Below are 19,150 nucleotides of genomic sequence, written 5' to 3' on the forward strand. Positions count from 1 at the left end.
GCGATGCGTCGCCCACGCATCTCCTGGAAAACGGTCGCCGTCACGGCGGCCGTTTTCGTTTGCGCGCTGCTGATCTGGGTATGGCGCGATCCGATGGTGCTGGTGCGCGGCGAGCTGGCGCGGCAGCGCTGGATGGCGGGATTGAGCCTGCATCACGCCGAGGTGGCCGGGCATCGCTGGGCCTATGCCGAACGTGGAGCGAAGGATCCGGCCGCGCCGACGCTGGTGATGATCCACGGCTTCACCGGCAGCAAGGAAAACTGGTATCCGCTGGCCGAGCGCCTGGTGGGGCAGTACCGGGTGGTGATTCCGGATCTGCCCGGTTGGGGCGCGAGCGAACGCAAGGCGGGCGAGGACTACGGTTTCGACGCGCAGAACCGGCGGCTGGCCGAGTTCATCGCCCGGGTCGCGCGCCGGCCCGGCAGTCCGCTGGTGTTGCTCGGGCATTCGATGGGCGGCGGCATCGTCGCCCTGACCGCGGCGGATCGTCCGGATCTGGTGGACCGGGTCGCGCTGATCGATGCGGCCGGGGTGCGCTTCCGCGACAACGTGTTCGGCGAGCAGGTGCTGGCCGGACACAATCCGTTCGCGGTGCATGACGAGGCTTCGCTCAAGCGCTACCTCGATACGGTGTTCCACCGCGAGGAAGCCAAACCGTCGATTCCCTGGCCGGCCTCGCGCGGCCTGATCGACTGGCGCCGAGCGCAGGCGCCGTTCGAGCAGGCGGTGCTGGATCGCATCGGCCGCGGGCCGGAAGCCTTCCTGCCCGGACAGGCCGCCGCGCACGTCCGCCAGCCCACGCTGCTGTTGTGGTGCGCGCAGGATCGGGTGATCGATCCGAGCGCGCTGGAGCTTTACGCCGAACGCATCCCGCAAGCGGTTAAAGTGCGGCTGTCCGACTGCGGCCACATGTCGATCATGGAACGTCCCGACGACGTCGCCGCCGCGGTCGATTACCTGATACGCAACGGAGTCCCCCGATGAAACGCACCCTGATCGTCCCGGCCATGCTGGCCAGCGTCCTGGCCCTGTCCGCCTGCGGTGACCGCGAGGCCGAGCAGCGTGCCGCCGCACAGGCCCAGGCCGCCGCCAACGAGGAGGCGGCCACCCAGCTGGCCGGCAAGTTCGATGCGGCACAGGCCTCGCGCGACTGGGAAATGGCGCGCATCCATGGCGTGGCCCTGCTGGATCAGTATCCGGACAGCCAGGCGGCCACGCGCATCAAGCCGCTGCTGGAAGAGGTGAAGGCCAAGGCCGAGGGCGCGCGCGAGGAGCGCCGCCTGCAGGCATTGTGGGACTACGCCCAGATCGCCACCGATGGCGGCACCCAGCGCACCGCCGCCATCCACAGCAAGGATCCGGTCGACGTGGACGGCAGTGGCGCCAAGCCGGTGCAGCTGATCTTCCGCGATCATCCCAAGTGGAAGCGCAGCAGCTACCTGGTCCTGCAGGCCAGCGACTTCCGCTGCCCGGGCGGCTGCAAGGTCAAGGTGACCGCCGATGGCGCGCCGGCCCGGGCGATGGATGCCTGGCGCCCGGACACCGACGAGGCGATCGCCATGTTCATCACCGACCAGAACGCGCTGTGGAAACTGGCGGGCAAGACCAGGATGCTGGAAATCGAGTTCCCGGTGAAAGCGGGCGGCACCCGCAAGGCGGTGTTCGAGACCGGCGGCCTGGACGGCAGCCAGATGCCGGGTTGGGAGTGATCCCGCGCGTGCCGCGGTCCGTCTCGAACCCGGGAGCCTAGGACTCCGACGCCGGCAATGGCGCCTGTTCCATCCGGTTGCGGCCATTGAACTTGGCCTGGTACAGCGCGCGATCGGCGCGCTTGAGCAGGGTTTCCAGCGAGGCGCCGTCGGCCAGCGGCGGCTGCATCGCCAGGCCGATGCTGATGGTGATGTCCAGGCGGCGGCCGTCTTCCAGCGCGAACGGTTGCGCGGACACGCGCAGCAGTTGATCGGCCAGCCGCAGCGCGTCGCGCTCGCCGACGCCCGGTGCCAGGATGGCGAATTCCTCGCCGCCGAAACGGCCCAGCAGGTCGCCTTCGCGCAGCAGTCCGCGCGCGCGTTCGGCGAAGGCGACCAGCACGGTGTCGCCGGCGGCATGGCCGTGGCGATCGTTGATCGCCTTGAAGTGATCCAGATCCACCATCAGCATGGCGAGACCGCCACCCTGCGTGCGGGCGCGTTCCAGCGCGGCCTCGCCGCGGCGCTCGAAGGCGCTGCGGCTGAGCGTCTGGGTCAGCGCGTCGTGGTTGGCGGCATGGTTGAGCGCGTTGAGCAGCCGGTTGCGCGCGGCATGGGCGCCGGCCACGGTCAGCGGCGCCACCGCGACCAGCGCCATGCCGATGCGCATCGAGACGATCGCGGCCATGTCGTCCTGCACGTGCAGGTCGATCCAGCCATTGGCGATGCCCACCAGGGTCCAGATGCACAGCAGAGCGGTGGCGGTCGCGGTGGTGAACAGCCGGTAGCTCAGTGCGCACCACAGCAGCGCCGGCACCGGGAAGGCAATCGCGCCGGGACCGCCAATCGCCACGCCCAGCAGCACCGTCAGCAGCAGGGACAACGCGGGCAGGCGGTGGCCGGGCATGTTCAGGAAGCGCGCCAGCGGTTCGCGCCAGGCGTGGCGCAGCTGTCGCGGGGAGGGCAGCAGCAGGATCACCGGCACCAGCGCCACGTAACTGACCAGTTCGGCCGAGAACCAGATGCCGATGGCCTGGACCAGGTCGGCGCCGATCAGCGAGCGGGCGATCAGGCAGCCCGAAAGCGCGGCGGCGAAGGCCGCCCCGGCGCAGACCATCAGCACCCGCAACATCGACTGCGCGCGCTGCAGGCCCAGATCCTCGCGCCGGAACCGGTGGAACAACAGGTAGCCGACCGCCACGCCGGCCAGGTTGGCGCCTGTCAGGCGCAGGGTGGCGGACAGATCGCTGCCGGTAAGCAGGTCCGCGCCCATGTAACCGGCCGCCGCGGCGAGCCAGCCCAGCGGGGTCGCCAGCGCGGGCCGGCGCGCGAACACGCCCAGCAGCAAGGCGTTGGTGGGCCAGAACGAGGCCAGCTGGTGCTCGGGACGGCTGAGGATGCCGAGCCAGGAAGCGACCAGCACCAGCAGGCCGATGCCGGCGGCGGCCGCGAACTGGCGGAAAACGAGGGAAAAACGGGATGGCGGAACCGCCGGAGTGGTGTCCTGGGAGTTCCCCTCGCGGGGATGTCCTGCGTGCGTACCTGTCATTGCCGCCTTGCGCGGACGGTCGTGTTACCCGCCCTTCGCCATCACCTTACGCCGGAATGGTGACGGATTTCATCCCGCCGCCGCGGACCAGGTCCGGGATGCATCCCGGCCGCGCCGGAATCAGAGCGAGTAGCCGAACTGCTGCTTGAACTGCTCGTTGAATTCGTCGAAGTCGAAGCGCTGGTTCTGGGTGCCGGGGTGCTCGACCTTGAGCGCGCCCATCAGGTTGCCCATGCGGCCGATGGTCAGCCAGTCGTAGCCCTTCTCGATGCCGAAGATCAGGCCGGCGCGGAAGGCGTCGCCGCAGCCGGTCGGGTCGGTGACCCGGCGCTCGTGGGCCGGCGGGATGTCGTAGGTCTTGTCGGGGGTGTGGATCTGCGAGCCGTGCGGGCCACGGGTGGTGATGTAGGCCTTGACCCGCTTGACGATGTCGGTTTCGCTCCAGCCGGTGCGTTCCTGCAGCAGGTTGGATTCGTAGTCGTTGACGGTCACGTAGTCGGCCAGTTCGATGAACTGGCGCAGTTCCTCGCCGTTGAACAGCGGCATGGCCTGGCCGGGATCGAAGATGAAGGGAATGCCGGCCCCGGCGAACTCGGCGGCGTTCTGCAGCATGCCCTCGCGCCCGTCCGGGCTGACGATGCCGAAGGTCACCCCGGGCACGTCCTTCACGTGGTTCTCGTAGCTGCGCATCATCGCGCCCGGATGGAACGCGGTGATCTGGTTGTTGTCGTGGTCGGTGGTGATGAAGGCCTGCGGGGTGAACAGTTCCTCGATCACCTTGACCTGGCTCAGGTTGATGGCCTGCTCCTGGAACCACTCCCGGTACGGGCCGAAGTCCTGGCCCACCGTGGCCATCGGGATCGGGTCGCCGCCCAGCAGCTTGAGGTTGTAGGCGATGTTGCCGGCGCAGCCGCCGAACTCGCGGCGCATGCGCGGGACCAGGAAGGACACATTCAGGATGTGCACCTTGTCCGGCAGGATGTGGTTCTTGAACTGGTCCGGGAACACCATGATGGTGTCGTAGGCGAGGGAACCACAAATCAGTGCGGACATCGGCAAGGCTCGGCGGGTGGACGGCGGCCGGCCATGCCTGGCCGGTCGAAAAAAACGGGACGGCCACCCCGGTTCGGGCAGGCCGGTGCGAAGGTTACCGGCTGAGGGCGCGCGGGGCCAGTCTTGATCCGCCCCCGGCGAACCGTACGTGGAGGCCGCCGGCGGTATCCATCCGCATCGGTCGAACCGTCGCCATGCGCGTTTTTCCCCGCATTTTCACGAGATTTTTCCTTGCCCGCGCACAGGCGGGTTGCTAGGCTAGCCGACTTCGTTTCGTGCCCAAAAAATCGCCAGCCCCGCTGCGCGATCCGCCACCAGCAGGACCCACTCCCCGATGTTCAAAAAGCTCCGCGGCATGTTCTCCAACGACCTGTCCATCGACCTGGGCACGGCCAACACCCTCATCTACGTACGCGGACAGGGCATCGTGCTGAACGAACCGTCGGTGGTGGCGGTGCGCCAGGACCGGGCGATCGGCGGCTCCCGTTCGGTCGCCGCGGTGGGCGCCGAGGCCAAGCAGATGCTGGGCCGCACCCCCGGCCACATCACCACCATCCGGCCGATGAAGGACGGCGTGATCGCCGACTTCACCTACACCGAGGCGATGCTCAAGTACTTCATCAAGAAGGTGCACAAGTCGCGCGTGCTGCGCCCCAGCCCGCGCGTGCTGGTGTGCGTGCCGGCCGGCTCCACCCAGGTCGAGCGCCGCGCCATCAAGGAATCGGCCGAGGAGGCCGGCGCCCGCGACGTCTACCTGATCGAGGAACCCATGGCCGCCGCCATCGGCGCCGGCATGCCGGTCACCGAGGCCCGCGGCTCGATGGTCATCGACATCGGCGGCGGCACCACCGAGGTGGCGGTGATTTCGCTGAACGGCATCGTCTACTCGCAGTCGGTCCGCATCGGCGGCGATCGCTTCGACGAATTCATCACCAACTACGTCCGCCGCAACCACGGCATGCTGATCGGCGAAGCCACCGCCGAGCGGATCAAGCTGGAAATCGGCTGCGCCTACCCGCAACCGGAGCTGCAGGAAATGGAAATCTCCGGCCGCAACCTCGCCGAGGGCGTGCCGAAGATGATCAAGATCAACTCCAACGAAGTGCTGGAAGCCCTGCACGAGCCGCTGTCGGGCATCGTCAGCGCGGTCAAGCTGGCGCTGGAACAGACCCCGCCGGAGCTGTGCGCCGACGTCGCCGAACGCGGCATCGTGCTGACCGGTGGCGGTGCCCTGCTGCGCGACCTGGATCGCCTGATCTCCGAGGAAACCGGCTTGCACGTGCAGGTGGCCGACGATCCGCTGACCTGCGTGGCGCGCGGCGGCGGCCGCGCCCTGGAGCTGGTCGACATGCACGGCAACGAGTTCTTCGCGCCGGAATGAGGCTGGGGATGCGGAACCGGGGGCGGGGAATGGGTGTCTGTTCTTTCCGTGGTTCCGGTTCGCGCGTCCACCCGCCGTTTTCGCGACGGGGATCTGAAACACCCGCAACGACTCCCGACCCGGAATGCCGCCCGCGCGCATTCCGGCTTTCCCGATTCCCCCCATCCGATTCCCGGCCCTGATGCCTGCCTACGCCGGTCCTCCCGTCGCCTCCCGCCCCGGAGAAGTCGCCAGCACCCTGCGCCTGCTGGGCTATCTGGCGCTGGCGATCGCCCTGATCGTGCTGGATCACCGCGGCGGCTGGCTGTCGCAGGCGCGTGCGCAGGTCAGCGTGGTGACCCAGCCGCTGTGGTGGCTGGCGGGCCTGCCCGGGCGGGTCGGCACGCGGGTCAAGGACGATGCGGTGACCCGCACCCGGCTGATGGAGGAAAACCGCCAGCTGCGCAATGAGCTGCTGGTGGCCAATGCCCGCCTGACTCGGCTCAGCACGGCGGCGGCCGACAACATGCAGCTGCGCGCGTTGCTGGGCGTGGCCGAGAGTCGTGGCCTGGACGTGCAGCTGGCGCCGATCCTCGACATCGATCTGGATCCCACCCGCCAGCGCCTGGTGCTGGATGCCGGCAGCGGCGACGGCGTGCGCATCGGCCAGCCGGTCATCGACGCCGGCGGCCTGATGGGACAGATCACGCAGGTGACCCCGGCGCATGCGATCGTCCTGCTGCTGACCGATCCCGATCACGCGGTGCCGGTGGTGGTCGCCAGCAGCGGCGTGCGCCTGATCGCCTACGGGCGCGGCCGCCGCGATCTGCTGGAACTGGCCGATATCCCGCTCAACAGCGGGGTCAAGGTGGGTGACGTGGTGGTCACGTCCGGCCTGGGCGGGCGGTTCCCCGCCGGCTTCCCGGTCGGGACCATCGCCGCCCTGAGGCCGGACGACAGCCATGCCTTCCTGGTTGGCGACGTGCGCCCGGCCGCGCAACTGGATCGCGGCCGCGACGTCCTGCTGCTGCGCTCGGCGCCGCCGCTGCGCCTGCCGTTGCCGGCCACGCGTCCGGCCAACGCACCGGTCGATCCGGACAGCGTGCCGGTCACGCCGGCCGTGAACGGCGTGACGCCGGCAACGGGCGGCGCCGCCAATGCGGCCGGTGCCGCGACACCCGGCTCCGTCGGCACGGCAACGACCACCCCTTCACCCGCCGGTACATCGGCCAATCCGCCGCGCATGAACGCCGCGCCCTCCCCGCAGACGCCGCCGCCGTCGGCCAGTCAGGCCACTCCGGCCACGGAGCCTGCACGATGAGCCGTATCCGCAGCGGCTGGATCCTGCCGCTCAGTTTCATCGTCGCCCTGTTGCTGGGCCTGCTGCCCTTGCCGGAGATGTTGCAGCCGCTGCGTCCCTACTGGCTGGCGCTGGTGCTGGCCTACTGGGTGATCGAAACGCCCGAGCGCGCCGGCCTGGGACTGGCGATGGGCGTGGGCGTGATCGCCGACGTGATGTTCGGCAGCCTGCTGGGCGAACAGGCGCTGCGGCTGGTGATCATGGCCTTCATCCTGCAGCGGTTCCGCCTGCAGCTGCGGTTCTTCCCGGTATCCCAGCAGGCGCTCGCCATCGGCGGCCTGCTCATCAACGACCGTATCGTCGACGCGGCCATCCACTGGCTGCTCGGTGAACCCCGGTTGCCCTGGAATTACTGGTGGGCGCCGTTGCTGGGCATGCTGCTGTGGCCGTTGATCTACGTGTTGCTGGACATGCTGCGCCAGGGCCGGCGCAACTGATCCGGCCATGATCAGCCGCCGCGCCGCCAAGAATCCGCACGCCGAGGCCGAGCAGTTCCGGCGTCGCGCGATGCTGGGCTTCGCGGTGGTCGCGCTGGCGCTGATCGGCCTGGGCGGCTGGTACTTCAAGCTGCAGGTGCTGGATCACGACGAGTACGCCACGCGTTCGGAAGCCAACCGGATCAAGCCGCGCCCGGTGGTGCCGGGACGTGGTGCCATCTACGACCGCAATGGCGTGCTGCTGGCGGAGAACGTGCCGGCGTTCCGCCTGGACGTCACCCCGGACAAGGTCGGCGATCCGGCCCGCCTGATCGCCGAACTGGGTCGGGTCATCGCGCTGGCGCCGGAAGACATCGCACGCTTCGAGGCCACCCGCAAGAGCACGCGCGGGTTCCGCCCGATCACCCTCAAGCTGCGCGTCAGCGAAGAGGAAATGGCCCGCTTCGCGGTGGATCGCTGGCGCTTCCCCGGCGTGGAGCTGGTGCCGTACCTGACCCGGCGCTATCCCTACGGCGACCTGTTCGCGCACATCATCGGCTACGTCGGCCGCATCGACGAGAAGGATCTGGAAGTCCTCGGCGAGGGCAACGCCGCGCTCACCCACATCGGCAAGACCGGCCTGGAGCGCTATTACGACGAGGCGCTGCGCGGCAAGGTCGGCTACGAGAAGGTCGAGACCAACGTCGAAGGCCGCGCGCTGCGGGTGGTCGGCCGGGTGCCGGCGGTGGCGGGCACGGACCTGCGCCTGAGTGTGGACCTGAAACTTCAACAGGCGCTGGTCGCCGCGTTCGGCGAACACGAAGGTTCGGCGATCGCGATGGATCCGCGCACCGGCGAGATCCTGGCGATGGTCAGCCTGCCCAGCTACGACCCCAACCTGTTCGTCAACGGCATCTCCAGCAAGGATTTCAAGGCGCTCAACGAGAATCCCTCGCGCCCGCAGTTCAACCGCCTGGTGCTGGGCGGCGTGGCGCCCGGTTCGACGCTGAAGCCGCTGATCGCGCTGGCCGGCCTGGACAGCGGCCTGCGCCGGCCCGAGGACAAGGTGTTGTCCACCGGCATGTTCTACCTGCCCGGCACCAGCCGTGGCTGGGGTGACGCGCATCGCGGCGGCCACGGCTGGACCGATCTGCGCAAGTCGATCGCGCAGTCGGTGAACACCTACTACTACCGGCTGGCGCTGGATCTGGGCATCGAACGCTTCGACGATTACATGACCCGCTATGGCTTCGGCCATCCGACCGGCATCGACCTGACCGGCGAGATCAGCGGCATCCTGCCGTCGCCCGCCTACAAGGCCAAGAGTCGCAAGGAGCGCTGGTATCCCGGCGACACCGTCAACATCGCCATCGGCCAGGGCGACTGGAAGGTCACCCCACTGCAACTGGTGCGGGCGATCTCCGCGATCGCCGACGGCAACCTGCGCCAGCCGCACCTGGTGCGCGATCAGCGCACCGGCTTCGACGCCGCGTGGACGCCGCTGCCGGTGGCCACGCCGCTGCCGATCAGCCCGAGCCCGGCCAATGTGCAGGTCGTCCGCGAAGGCATGATGGCGACCATGCAGCCGGGTGGCACCGGCGCCTCGATGGCGCGTGGCGCGCCCTACCTGATGGCGGGCAAGACCGGCACCGCGCAGGTGATCAGCCGGCGCGGCACCGCCGCGGTCAATCCCAAGAGCCTGCCCATGCACCTGCGCCATCGCTCGCTGTTCGTGGGCTTCGCTCCGGCCGATGCGCCGGCCATCGCGATCGCGGTGGCGGTGGAAGGCGGCGGCTACGGCGGCACCACCGCCGCGCCGATCGCGCGCAAGATCCTGGACGCCTTCATGCTGGGCAAGATGCCGGAGGGGGTCGATGATCCGGAAGCGGCGAGCAGCGATCCCGAAGCACTGCCGGTGACGGCCGCACCAGGCACCCCACCACCCGCCACGACGAATGCGCCCGCGGCCACGCCCGCCGCGCCATCGCCGGCCGGTCCCACGCTGCCGGGACGCGCGCCATGATCGAAATGCTGCGCTGGGCCATCGATCTGCTGCGCTACCTGTTGCGCACACTGGACTGGCCGCTGCTGGGCGCGCTCGGCGCGCTGATGGCGATCGGACTGGCGGTGCTGTACAGCGCCGGCGGCGAGGATCTGGGGGCGCGCCTGTTGCTGGCGCAGGGCGCGCGCTTCGCGGTCGGGCTGGTGGCGATGTGGGCTTTGTCGCGGGTATCGCCGGTGCGCCTGCGCGGCTGGACGCCCGGCGTGTTCATCGCCTCGCTGCTGCCGCTGCTGCTGGTGCTGTTCATCGGCACCGGCAAGCATGGCCGCCACTGGATCGACCTGAAGGTGTTCTACCTGCAGCCGTCCGAGCTGCTGAAGATCACCCTGCCGATGATGATGGCCTGGTACCTGCATCGCGAGCCGCTGCCGCCGCGCATCAGGACGGTGATCGTCGCCGGCATCCTGATCGCCATTCCCACCAGCCTGATCCTGCTGCAACCGGATTTCGGCACCGGCATGCTGGTCGCCGCCAGCGGCGTGTTCGCGCTGCTGCTGGCCGGCCTGCCGTGGTGGTGGGTGGGCGTGGGCGTGGGCAGCGTGGCCGCCGCCGCGCCGGTGGCGTGGTTCTGGTTCCTGCGCCCCTACCAGAAGGATCGCATCCTGACCTTCCTCAATCCGGAGAACGATCCGCTCGGCACGGGCTGGAACATCATCCAGTCCAAGATCGCCATCGGCGGTGGCGGGCTGTCGGGCAAGGGCTGGGGGCAGGGCTCGCAGTCGCACCTGAACTACCTGCCCGAACACACCACCGACTTCATCTTCGCGGTGCTGTCCGAGGAGTTCGGCTGGATCGGCGTGGCGGTGGTGCTGGCGCTGTACCTGTTCGTGATCGGGCGCTGCCTGTGGATCGCCATCGAGGCGCGCGACACCTATTCGCGCCTGCTGGCCGGCTCGCTGGGCCTGGCCTTCTTCGTCTACGTGATCGTCAACGGCGGCATGATCTCCGGCCTGCTGCCGGTGGTCGGCGTGCCGATGCCGCTGCTGAGCTACGGCGGCACCTCGGCGGTCTCGCTGCTGGCCGGCCTGGGCCTGGTGATGGCGGTACGCGCGCACCGGCCGGTGCATGGGTATTGATCGGGCCGGGATTGGGGATTCGGGATTGGGGATTTGCAAAAGCAGAAGCAGAGCTTTCGCTGTTCACGAATCCCGTATCCCGAATCCCGAATCCCGGCCCCTAAAACATTCACTATTCCTCACGTTGAGCATGCTACCCTCGCGCCGATGATTCGACGCGCCCTTGTCTGCCTGATCACCTTCGGCCTGGTTGCCTGCGCGACTCCGCCGAAGAACCCGCCGACCGCCGCGCCCGCGGCGAGCGGAGCCCAGTCACCCGCTCCGAAAACTTCGGCCAATCCGGCCGAAACATCGGTGGAGCGCGTGGCCGACGTGCCGATCCTCGTGGAGGATTTCGCCACCGCGCGCGCCAACTTCGTGCGCGATACCGCGGCGCGCTACGGCATCGACCCGCAGTACATCGATTCGGTGCTGTCGCAGGCGGTGTTCCGCGACGACGTGATCGCGCTGATGTCGCGACCCGCCGAGCGGGTCAAGCCGTGGAGCGAGTACCGGCCCAACTTCATCACCGCCTCGCGCATCAGCGGCGGGCAGGCATTCCTCGCGAAGCATCGCGACGCGCTGGCGCGCGAGGAAAAGGCCTACGGTGTACCGGCCGAGATCGTCGTCGCCATCATCGGCGTCGAGACCAGCTACGGCGGCTACACCGGCAAGCACCGCGTGCTGGACGCGCTGTACACGCTGGCGTTCCGCTATCCGCGCAGCGGCAATCCCGCGCGCGCCGCCTACGAGCAGCGCCGCGAGCTGTTCTTCCGCGACGAGCTGGCGCAGCTGTTCGCGTTGGGCCGCGAGGAGAAGCTGGACATCACCACGCTTATCGGCAGCTACGCCGGCGCGATGGGCATGGGCCAGTTCATGCCGTCCAGTTACCGCGAGTTCGCGGTGGACGGCAACGGCGACGGCCGCCGGGATCTGTTCAACAGCGTCGATGACGTGTTCGCCTCGGTCGCCAATTACTTCCGCAAGAAGGGCGGCGAGCGCGGCGGCTGGGTGCCGGGCGGTCCGGTGGTGGCGCGCGCCGAACTGCAGGCCGGCTATCCCGAGTTCAACCCGGACACCTGGACCCCCGACTACACCCTGGCCGATCTGGCCCAGCGCGGTTACCGTCCGCTGGAGCCGGTCGCCGCCGATGCCACCGCCACCCTGGTGTCGCTGGAAGGCAGCGCCGGCAAGCAGTATTGGCTGGGCTTCCAGAACTACTACGCGATTACCCGCTACAACAACTCCAAGATGTACGCGATGGCCGTGTACCAGCTGTCCCAGGCCATCGCCGGCAGGGAGATTCCGCCCGCATGAAATGGCTTCTGCCCGCGCTGCTCACCCTCAGCCTGGCGGCCTGCAGCACGGCGCCGAAGAAACCGGTCCCCCCGCCACTGTCCGGCAAGGGCAAGCCGGGGTCATCGACCGCGCACCAGGGTCGCGGCCCCGCCAGTGGCAAGGACTGCTCGTTCTATGCGCCGGCGCAGGAAGATCCGTCCACGCGCGGCAACTACACCGCCGGTGGCCTGTACAAGCCCGGCGTCTCCGACACCACCCCCGACCACCTGCCGGATCTGGACTGCATCGCCGAGCCGATGGTGACCGCCGAGGCGCGTTCGCCGATCGGCAACCGCTCGCCGTACACCGTGCTGGGAAAGAAGTACCAGGTGCTGGACAAGGTCGATGGCTACGTCGAGCAGGGCACCGCTTCGTATTACGGCAACAAGTTCCATGGTCGCCGTACCTCCAACCAGGAGGTGTACGACATGTACGCCTTCACCGCCGCCCACAAGACCCTGCCGCTGCCCAGCTTCGCGCGGGTCACCAATCTGGACAACGGCCAGTCGGTGGTGGTGCGGGTGAACGATCGCGGGCCCTTCCATGACGGGCGCGTGATCGATCTGAGCTACGCCGCCGCCTACAAGCTGGGCATCACCCAGCGCGGTACCGGCCGGGTGGAAGTGCGCGCGCTGACACCGGGCAAGGACGAGCGTGGCTATGCCGCCGCGCCCTCCGCATCCACGCCCGCCGTCCCGGCCAGCAGCGGCATGGATGCGCTGGTCGAGAAGCTGCCGGCGTCGAATCCGGCGGCTCAGGCCGCTGCCGCAACGGCTACCGCGGCCAACGCGGCGGTCGTCGCCACGGTGGATAGACGCGGCAGCCGGCGCTACCAGGTCATTCCGGACACGAAGAATCCGGCCAGCGCCGACCGCTTCGATGCGTGGATGCAGGCCAACGGCGTGCGCGTGGCCACCGGCAAGCCGGCTGCACCGGCACCCACCGGGACGCAGGCCACCGCCGTCTCCACGATGATCGCGTCGCCCGCGCCCTCCCGCGCGGCGGCATCGACATCGACGCCGGTGACATCGGCAGGCGCGTCGTCGATTGCGCCTGGCGTGATCCCGCGCGCGCTGGGCGCGCCGCTGCAATTGCAGGTGGGCAGCTTCGCCAGCCGCGAGAATGCCGACCGGGCGCTGGCCCGGCTGGTCGCGGCGGGCATCGCCGGGGCCAGCCTGAGCGATGTGCAGAGCAACGGACGGGTGCTGTGGCGACTGCGGGTCGGCGCGACCGACCCGGCCGGCGCCGATGAACTGGCCGGTCGCATCGCCAAACTGGGCTTCGGACGCCCGCAACTGGTCCGCGACTGAACCGCGCTACGGTTTTTTCGCCTGTTTTTCGGCCTTGGTGGATTCCCAGCCGCCAATGCCTGCCTAAAATGTCGTTTTCGTCGAACGGGCCCCGCGCCCAGTCAGGAGTTCGCAGCAGATGAAGTTCCGTTTCGCCCTGGCCGCCCTGGCCACCGCCGCCTTCGGCGCGGCGATCGCGCAGACCCCGGCACCGCAGCCGGCGCCGGTCGCCCCCCCCGCCGAATCCGTCGCCATCCCGCCGCCGCCCAAGCCGGTCGGCACCGCATGGGTGTTGATGGACTACATCACCGGCCAGGTGCTGGCGGGCGAGAACTACGACCAGCGCGTCGAGCCGGCCAGCATCACCAAGGTGATGACCTCCTACGTGCTGGCGGCCGAGCAGAAGAACGGCAAGATCCGTCCGGAAGACCAGGTGATGATGAGCGAGCGCGCCTGGCGCGAGGGCGGCGCCGGCACCGACGGCAGCTACAGCGGTTTCGCGGTCAACAAGACCGCGCCGCTGCTGGACATGGAAAAGGGCATGGCCGTGCAGTCGGGCAACGATGCCGCCATCGCGCTGGCCGAACACGCCGCCGGCAGCCAGGAAGCCTTCGCGTCGCTGATGAACAACTATGCCGCCAAGATCGGCATGAAGGGCTCGCGCTTCGCCAACGCCCATGGCCTGTCCGCGCCGGAGCACTATTCCACCGCCTACGATCTGGCCCTGCTGGGCCGCGCGCTGATCCGCGACTATCCGGAAACCTACGCGTTCAACAAGATCAAGGAATTCACCGTCGGCACCATCACCCAGCCCAACCGCAACCTGCTGTTGTGGCGCGACGGCAGCGTGGACGGCATCAAGACCGGCCACCATTCCGGTGCCGGCTACTGCCTGATGAGCTCGGCCAAGCGCGGTGACCAGCGCCTGATCGCGGTGGTGATGGGTTCGACCTCCGAGAAGCAGCGCGCCGACGACAGCCTGGCGCTGCTCAACTGGGGCTTCCGCTTCTATGAAACCCACCGCCTGTACGAGCCGGGCAAGGTCATCGCCAGCCAGCGCGTGTGGAAGGGCCAGGCCAAGGAAGTGCAGCTAGGCGTGGCCCAGCCGATGCTGGTCAGCGTGCCGCGTGGCCGCTACGCCGATCTGAAGCCGAGCATGAACGTGCCCAAGACCCTGGTCGCGCCGATCACGAAGGGCCAGGCCATCGGCGACGTGAAGGTCACCCTGGACGGCAAGGTCGTCGCCCAGGCCCCGCTGGTGGCGGTCAACGCCGTCGAGGAAGCCGGCTTCTTCAAGCGCCTGTGGGACGCCTTCTGGATGTGGTGGGAGTCGGACTGATTTCCACATCCAACACGCAATGATGACGAAGCCGGCGCAAGCCGGCTTCGTCGTTTTCGCATCCTCGATCCCGATCAAGGGTCATCGAGGGCCCGCAACACGCGCGCGCGACCGATGCTTCCTGGCGTTCCGGCCGGGCGTGGCGAGCGCACCCGCCGACGCCGCCTTCAGGATCCGCCGGAACGTCGGGCATTCCATGTGGCTGGGCGCGCGACAGGCGGCGGCGTGGCGCAGGCCGTCGCGCATGGCGCCGAGCTGGCGGATGGTGCGGTCCAGCTCGGCGCTCTTGTCCAGCAGCATCCGCCGATCGATGCGCGGCTGCCCGTCGGGCGCGAACATCGCCGCGATCTCGTCCAGCGAAAAACCGGCGGCCCGGCCCAGCGCGATCAGCGCGAGCCGGTCCAGGACGCGGGCGTCGAACACGCGCCGCAGCCCGTGCCGACCGATGGCGCGGACCAGGCCTTTTTCCTCGTAGTACCGTAAGGTCGAAGCGGGTACCCCGGTGCGTTCGGCCACCTGGCCGATATCCAGTTCCTGCATGGGCTTGACTTCAAGTCGACTTGAAGTCGCACAGTGCCCTTCCTCCTCCCCCGGCGCAAGCGGGCGCAGAAAACCATGGATACGAAGACGATCGCCGATGAGCAGGCCAGGCTCTGGAATGGCACCGGCGGCCAGGCCTGGGTGGACCAGCAGGCGCTGCTGGACGCGATGCTGGAACCGTTCATTCCCATCCTGCGGGAGGCATTGAACGAGCCTGCCGCGCGGGTGCTGGACATTGGCTGCGGCACCGGTGCCGCCACCCTGGCGATGGCGCGGGTGTTGGCGGGGCAGGGCGAGTGCATCGGTGTCGACATTTCCGCGCCGATGCTGGCGCTGGCCCGCGAGCGTGCGCAGCGCGAAGACCTGCGCGTGCGGTTCGTCCAGGCCGACGCGCAGACACACCCGTTTCCAGCGGAACACTTCGATCGGATCATCTCGCGCTTCGGCGTGATGTTCTTCGCCGATCCGGTACGGGCGCTCGCCAACCTTCACCGATCGGCAAGGCCGGATGCACGATTGTGTTTCATCGCCTGGCGCAGCGCCGCGGACAATCCGTTCATGACCACGGCGGAACGTGCCGCCGCACCGTGGCTTGCCTTGCCCGAGCGGCGTGCGGATGGTCCCGGCCAGTTCGCGTTCGCCGACCCGCATCGCGTCCATCGACTGCTCGAGGAAGCCGGCTGGCGCGACATCGAGATCCGTCCGGTCGATCCGATCTGCTCGCTGCCCGAATCCCGGTTGGTTTCCTACATCACCCGGCTGGGGCCGGTGGGACAGGCATTGCAGGAGGCGGATGCCGAAACCCGGACGCAGGTCGTCGGCGCCATGCGTGCCGCGTTCGAATCCTACGTGCGGGGATCCGAAGTCCGCTTCACCGCCGCCTGCTGGCGGATCGATGCGCGCCGAGGGAGTGCAGCGCGATGATGCCGCCGTCGGAATTCGTCGTGCATGCGATTGTGCTTGGCCTGGGCGCCACCGCGCTGATGGATGCCTGGATCTGGCTGCGCCAGCGCTGGTTGGGCGTGCCGGGACTGAACTACACACTGCTTGGACGCTGGGTGGCGTGGTTGCCGCGTGGCCGTTTTCTTCACGATCCCATCGCGGCCACTCCACCGGTGCATGGCGAGCGGGTGATTGGCATCGCGGCGCATGTGCTGACCGGGATTGTCTTCGCTGCGATTCTGCTGATGTTCGGAGGTGAAGCGTGGCTTCGCGCGCCAACGCTTCCGCTATCCCTGATGGTCGGCATCGGTTCCGTGGTTGCGCCGTTTCTGATGATGCAGCCCGGCATGGGGCTGGGCATCGCCGCCCGCCGCGCGCCGCATCCCGGCCGCACACGCCTGCACAGCCTGGTGACGCACGCGATGTTCGGCGTCGGCCTGTATCTGAGCGGAAAGATCCTGTCGTGGATGGCATGACCGCATCAACGCGAATCGCCGGCGCGAGGGTGCGTTGCGCAGCAACAGCACTGGCGTGAAGGATGACGTCTTCCGCGTCGCCACGAGCATGCGGACAGACAAGCGGACTCAACCTGTATTCCGCGACGGGCGGAAAGGCCGGAATACTTCCGGCACATGCACGCGTCCGGCATCGCCTCGAGCATGCGGGCCGGACGTCCATCCGGTGGAGGCAGCAGATGAACCCGTGTCGTTCCGTTCTCCCATGGTGTGCCCGGCGCGTGCTTCCGGGTGTATCGGGACTGGTGCTGCTGGCGGCCTGGGTTGCCGGCGCCGGCGCGGTCGAACCCCGCCTTCGCGTCGATGGCGCCAGCGTGGAATCGTTCGAACCGCCAGCCACGGTGCGGGTGCCGGCTTCCGCCGAATACCTCGGCAACCGGCGCTGGGTGCTGTACGGCTATGCAGATTGCGATCTGCATGTATACGCGCAGAAGGACGCCAAGGGCATGGTGCAGCGGCTGTACTGGATACAGTCGGAAGCCTACATTCCCAGCCGGCCCGAACTGACCCATGCCGGCGATTACGCCAAGTCCCGCGCGCTGAAGATGGGTGGACTGGATTTCCATCTCGACACCTGGGGTCGCGCGCTGAGCGACGAGGCGCCCGCCGACTCGGATCTGGAACAGGTCGAACAGTTGGTCGCCGCCGCGAAGCTCGAGTTGCCGCAGCACATGGCCTTCGTCCGTCTGGTGCATTTGCCGGACGCGGCGCAGCGCAAGGAACTGATGCTCATCTATGCCGAGCGCGCCGATACCGACGCCGCGCCCGACGACAGCGTGGTTGCGCGCATGCAGCAGGCCATCGGTCTGGAAAGCCGGCCAGGGCCCTAGCGCCTGGAGCGGATGACGCGGCATGGCGGGAGTCACCGTGACCAACGGCCATTGATCCGGTACCTGTCCCCTCCGTAGCGTGGTCCGCATTCCCCACGGAGCAACGGAACATGCGCTTGGCATTGATGGCGGTGATGGTGTGCGCGGTGCTGGGCGCGACCACATCGCAAGGATGGGCGGCGGACGCGAAGGCTGGCGATCCGGTTGTCGATATCGACGATGTCGAGCGCTTCTACCGGCTCTACGACAGCGTCCAGGGACACCCGAGCGCCGAACAATTGCAGCGCGATTACCTGGATGCTGGATCCGAGGGACTACACCACTTCGCCAAGGCCCGCCGCATCACCGGCGAGGCGATCGCCGCGAACCTGGCGAAGAATCCGCAGGCCTACATCGATGCCAAGCGCTGCATGGAAGTGCTGCCGGACACCCGGAACCGGCTCAGGGCTTCCTTGCGGAAACTGGTGGAACTGTATCCGGAAGCGCGCCTGCCCACGGTCACGATAGCGGTGGGACGCGGCAAGCCGGTCGGCACCGCCAGCGCCGACACTGGCGTGCAGATCGGACTGGAAGCGCTGTGCGCGACCGACTGGCTCAATCCCGACCTGGAGGATCGCTTCGTCCACGTGATCGCGCACGAATATGTGCACGTCCAGCAGGTGCCGGCGTTCGTCGAAACCGAGCAGGCCACGGTGCTGGAGAGCGCGCTGATGGAAGGTGCCGCCGAATTCGTCGGCGAGCTGATCTCCGGCGAGGTCGCGTACCTGCATCTGAAACAGAACACGAAGGGGCAGGAGCTGGCCATCGAAACCAAGTTCCAGGCCGACATGGACAAGCGCGATCTGTCCGACTGGATCTACAACAGCAAACCGGGAAACCCGGGCGATCTCGGCTACTGGGTCGGTTACCGGATCGTGAAATCGTATTACCAGAACGCCAGCGACAAGCGGCAGGCGCTGCGTGACATCATCGGTTTGCAGGATGCACGGGCGTTCCTCGCACGCAGCGGCTGGCGGCCGGGCATCGAGCTGCGCTAGCGGCGCGACAGATGCGGCTTGCCCACGCCCATCACGCCCCAGCCGGTGCCATGGTCGTAGGTGGAATTGCGCGCCGGATGGATGAAGTGATCGCCGAAGCAGAGCTTGCGCAGGATGGCGTCGGGCCGCAGGTGCCAGCTGGCCCAGCCCAGCGGTGAATCGCCATTCCGGTCGCGGGCATCGATGCGCGCGCCCGCGGCCAGCAGCAGATCGATGGCGCGCTCGCTGCCGAATGCGGCGGCGCGATGCAGCGGCGTTTCCCCCTGGGTGCGGGCATCGCGCATGAAGCTGCCGGTTTCGACGCCCGGCAGGGTGGCGCAATCGGGATCGGCACCGGCGGCCAGCAGCATGTCAACGATGGCGTCGTAGGCGGGGCGATTGGCCTTGCACAGGGCCAGATGCAGCGGCGATTCGCCGGTGTCGGGCAGGACGTGGCCGGGGTTGGCGCCCTGTTCGATCAGGAACTGGCACAGCGGCCAGTGGCCGTGGAAGACCGCATACCCCAGGCCGAGATTGTCGCCGAGCGATGCGAGGGTTTCACCATGGGCAAGCAGGAAGCGGATGGCGCTGACGTCGCCGTAGTACGCGCACCACTGGATGAGCCGAACACCATTTCCATCCGCGTCGGTGGCGGCATGGCCGTCGTCGACATGCTCGAACACCAGATCGGTGCGGCCATCGCGGATGCGGTCGAGGCGATCGCTGTTCATGGGAAGGCGCTCCACCGGGTTCCGATCCGGTGGGTCGATTCTGCCATCGGAACCGGAACCCCTCGTC

The 19,150-nt window shown here is 68.4% G+C and carries 17 protein-coding genes and 1 pseudogene; 14 read left to right on the forward strand and 4 right to left on the reverse strand.

Annotated features, from left to right (window positions below; all coding sequences use genetic code 11):
- The first annotated feature begins 3 nt into the window (after positions 1-3).
- Both ACTJI2_RS17745 and ACTJI2_RS17750 read left to right on the forward strand, forming a co-directional pair.
- The gene (locus ACTJI2_RS17745) at positions 4-984 is read left to right on the forward strand and encodes an alpha/beta fold hydrolase (protein WP_440842896.1); all 981 of its coding nucleotides are present in this window, start codon (positions 4-6) and stop codon (positions 982-984) included.
- The gene (locus ACTJI2_RS17750) at positions 981-1,709 is read left to right on the forward strand and encodes a hypothetical protein (protein WP_440842897.1); all 729 of its coding nucleotides are present in this window, start codon (positions 981-983) and stop codon (positions 1,707-1,709) included. Before ACTJI2_RS17745 ends, ACTJI2_RS17750 begins: the two co-directional genes overlap by 4 nt.
- A gap of 37 nt (positions 1,710-1,746) precedes the next feature.
- Here the strand turns inward: ACTJI2_RS17750 and ACTJI2_RS17755 are convergent, their stop codons facing one another.
- Both ACTJI2_RS17755 and ACTJI2_RS17760 read right to left on the reverse strand, forming a co-directional pair.
- Positions 1,747-3,237 (reverse strand): diguanylate cyclase, encoded by a 1,491-nt coding sequence (locus ACTJI2_RS17755; RefSeq protein ID WP_440842898.1) that lies wholly within the window; start codon positions 3,235-3,237, stop codon positions 1,747-1,749.
- A gap of 120 nt (positions 3,238-3,357) precedes the next feature.
- The gene (locus ACTJI2_RS17760) at positions 3,358-4,290 is read right to left on the reverse strand and encodes a carbohydrate kinase family protein (protein WP_141455403.1); all 933 of its coding nucleotides are present in this window, start codon (positions 4,288-4,290) and stop codon (positions 3,358-3,360) included.
- A 334-nt stretch (positions 4,291-4,624) separates the two neighbouring features.
- On the opposite strand from ACTJI2_RS17760, the gene ACTJI2_RS17765 reads away from it, so the two are divergent.
- The 8 genes and pseudogenes from ACTJI2_RS17765 (at position 4,625) to ACTJI2_RS17800 (ending at position 14,509) form a co-directional block, all read left to right on the forward strand.
- Complete coding sequence (locus ACTJI2_RS17765) at positions 4,625-5,671, forward strand: rod shape-determining protein (protein ID WP_141455404.1); 1,047 nt, start codon at positions 4,625-4,627, stop codon at positions 5,669-5,671.
- A gap of 181 nt (positions 5,672-5,852) precedes the next feature.
- Positions 5,853-6,971, forward strand: a complete 1,119-nt coding sequence (mreC, locus tag ACTJI2_RS17770; protein WP_440842899.1) for a rod shape-determining protein MreC — start codon at positions 5,853-5,855, stop codon at positions 6,969-6,971.
- The gene (mreD, locus tag ACTJI2_RS17775; protein WP_183639385.1) at positions 6,968-7,447 is read left to right on the forward strand and encodes a rod shape-determining protein MreD; all 480 of its coding nucleotides are present in this window, start codon (positions 6,968-6,970) and stop codon (positions 7,445-7,447) included. The genes mreC and mreD overlap by 4 nt, the downstream gene beginning before the upstream one ends.
- Before the next feature lie 7 nt (positions 7,448-7,454).
- Positions 7,455-9,302: pseudogene (gene mrdA, locus ACTJI2_RS17780) on the forward strand (penicillin-binding protein 2); the annotation flags it as partial.
- A gap of 143 nt (positions 9,303-9,445) precedes the next feature.
- Positions 9,446-10,564 carry a rod shape-determining protein RodA gene (rodA, locus tag ACTJI2_RS17785; protein WP_440842900.1) on the forward strand — a complete coding sequence of 373 codons (1,119 nt, stop codon included), beginning with the start codon at positions 9,446-9,448 and terminating at the stop codon, positions 10,562-10,564.
- A 147-nt stretch (positions 10,565-10,711) separates the two neighbouring features.
- Complete coding sequence (mltB, locus tag ACTJI2_RS17790) at positions 10,712-11,860, forward strand: lytic murein transglycosylase B (protein WP_183639382.1); 1,149 nt, start codon at positions 10,712-10,714, stop codon at positions 11,858-11,860.
- Positions 11,857-13,191 carry a septal ring lytic transglycosylase RlpA family protein gene (locus tag ACTJI2_RS17795; RefSeq protein ID WP_440842901.1) on the forward strand — a complete coding sequence of 445 codons (1,335 nt, stop codon included), beginning with the start codon at positions 11,857-11,859 and terminating at the stop codon, positions 13,189-13,191. Before mltB ends, ACTJI2_RS17795 begins: the two co-directional genes overlap by 4 nt.
- 118 nt (positions 13,192-13,309) lie before the next feature.
- Positions 13,310-14,509 (forward strand): D-alanyl-D-alanine carboxypeptidase family protein, encoded by a 1,200-nt coding sequence (locus tag ACTJI2_RS17800; RefSeq protein ID WP_183639380.1) that lies wholly within the window; start codon positions 13,310-13,312, stop codon positions 14,507-14,509.
- 81 nt (positions 14,510-14,590) lie between these two features.
- Here ACTJI2_RS17800 and ACTJI2_RS17805 read toward each other — a convergent pair whose 3' ends face one another.
- Positions 14,591-15,049, reverse strand: coding sequence for a helix-turn-helix domain-containing protein (locus ACTJI2_RS17805; RefSeq protein WP_183639379.1), 459 nt, complete (start codon positions 15,047-15,049; stop codon positions 14,591-14,593).
- Between the two features lie 75 nt (positions 15,050-15,124).
- Between ACTJI2_RS17805 and ACTJI2_RS17810 the strand changes: the two genes are divergently transcribed.
- The 4 genes from ACTJI2_RS17810 (at position 15,125) to ACTJI2_RS17825 (ending at position 18,373) form a co-directional block, all read left to right on the forward strand.
- Complete coding sequence (locus ACTJI2_RS17810) at positions 15,125-15,973, forward strand: class I SAM-dependent methyltransferase (protein ID WP_183639378.1); 849 nt, start codon at positions 15,125-15,127, stop codon at positions 15,971-15,973.
- Positions 15,970-16,467: a DUF2938 domain-containing protein gene (locus ACTJI2_RS17815; protein WP_440842902.1), complete on the forward strand. Its 498-nt coding sequence runs from the start codon at positions 15,970-15,972 to the stop codon at positions 16,465-16,467. The genes ACTJI2_RS17810 and ACTJI2_RS17815 overlap by 4 nt, the downstream gene beginning before the upstream one ends.
- 260 nt (positions 16,468-16,727) lie before the next feature.
- Positions 16,728-17,336, forward strand: coding sequence for a hypothetical protein (locus ACTJI2_RS17820; protein ID WP_440842903.1), 609 nt, complete (start codon positions 16,728-16,730; stop codon positions 17,334-17,336).
- A 110-nt stretch (positions 17,337-17,446) separates the two neighbouring features.
- Positions 17,447-18,373 (forward strand): DUF2268 domain-containing putative Zn-dependent protease, encoded by a 927-nt coding sequence (locus ACTJI2_RS17825; RefSeq protein WP_203323372.1) that lies wholly within the window; start codon positions 17,447-17,449, stop codon positions 18,371-18,373.
- Here the strand turns inward: ACTJI2_RS17825 and ACTJI2_RS17830 are convergent.
- Positions 18,370-19,083: an ankyrin repeat domain-containing protein gene (locus tag ACTJI2_RS17830; protein WP_440842904.1), complete on the reverse strand. Its 714-nt coding sequence runs from the start codon at positions 19,081-19,083 to the stop codon at positions 18,370-18,372. The two genes, ACTJI2_RS17825 and ACTJI2_RS17830, sit on opposite strands and share 4 nt — an antisense overlap.
- Between the last annotated feature and the right edge of the window lie 67 nt (positions 19,084-19,150).

Origin of the sequence: Pseudoxanthomonas sp. 22568, assembly GCF_052044485.1 — a bacterium.
In the GTDB taxonomy this organism is placed as follows: domain Bacteria; phylum Pseudomonadota; class Gammaproteobacteria; order Xanthomonadales; family Xanthomonadaceae; genus Pseudoxanthomonas_A; species Pseudoxanthomonas_A beigongshangi.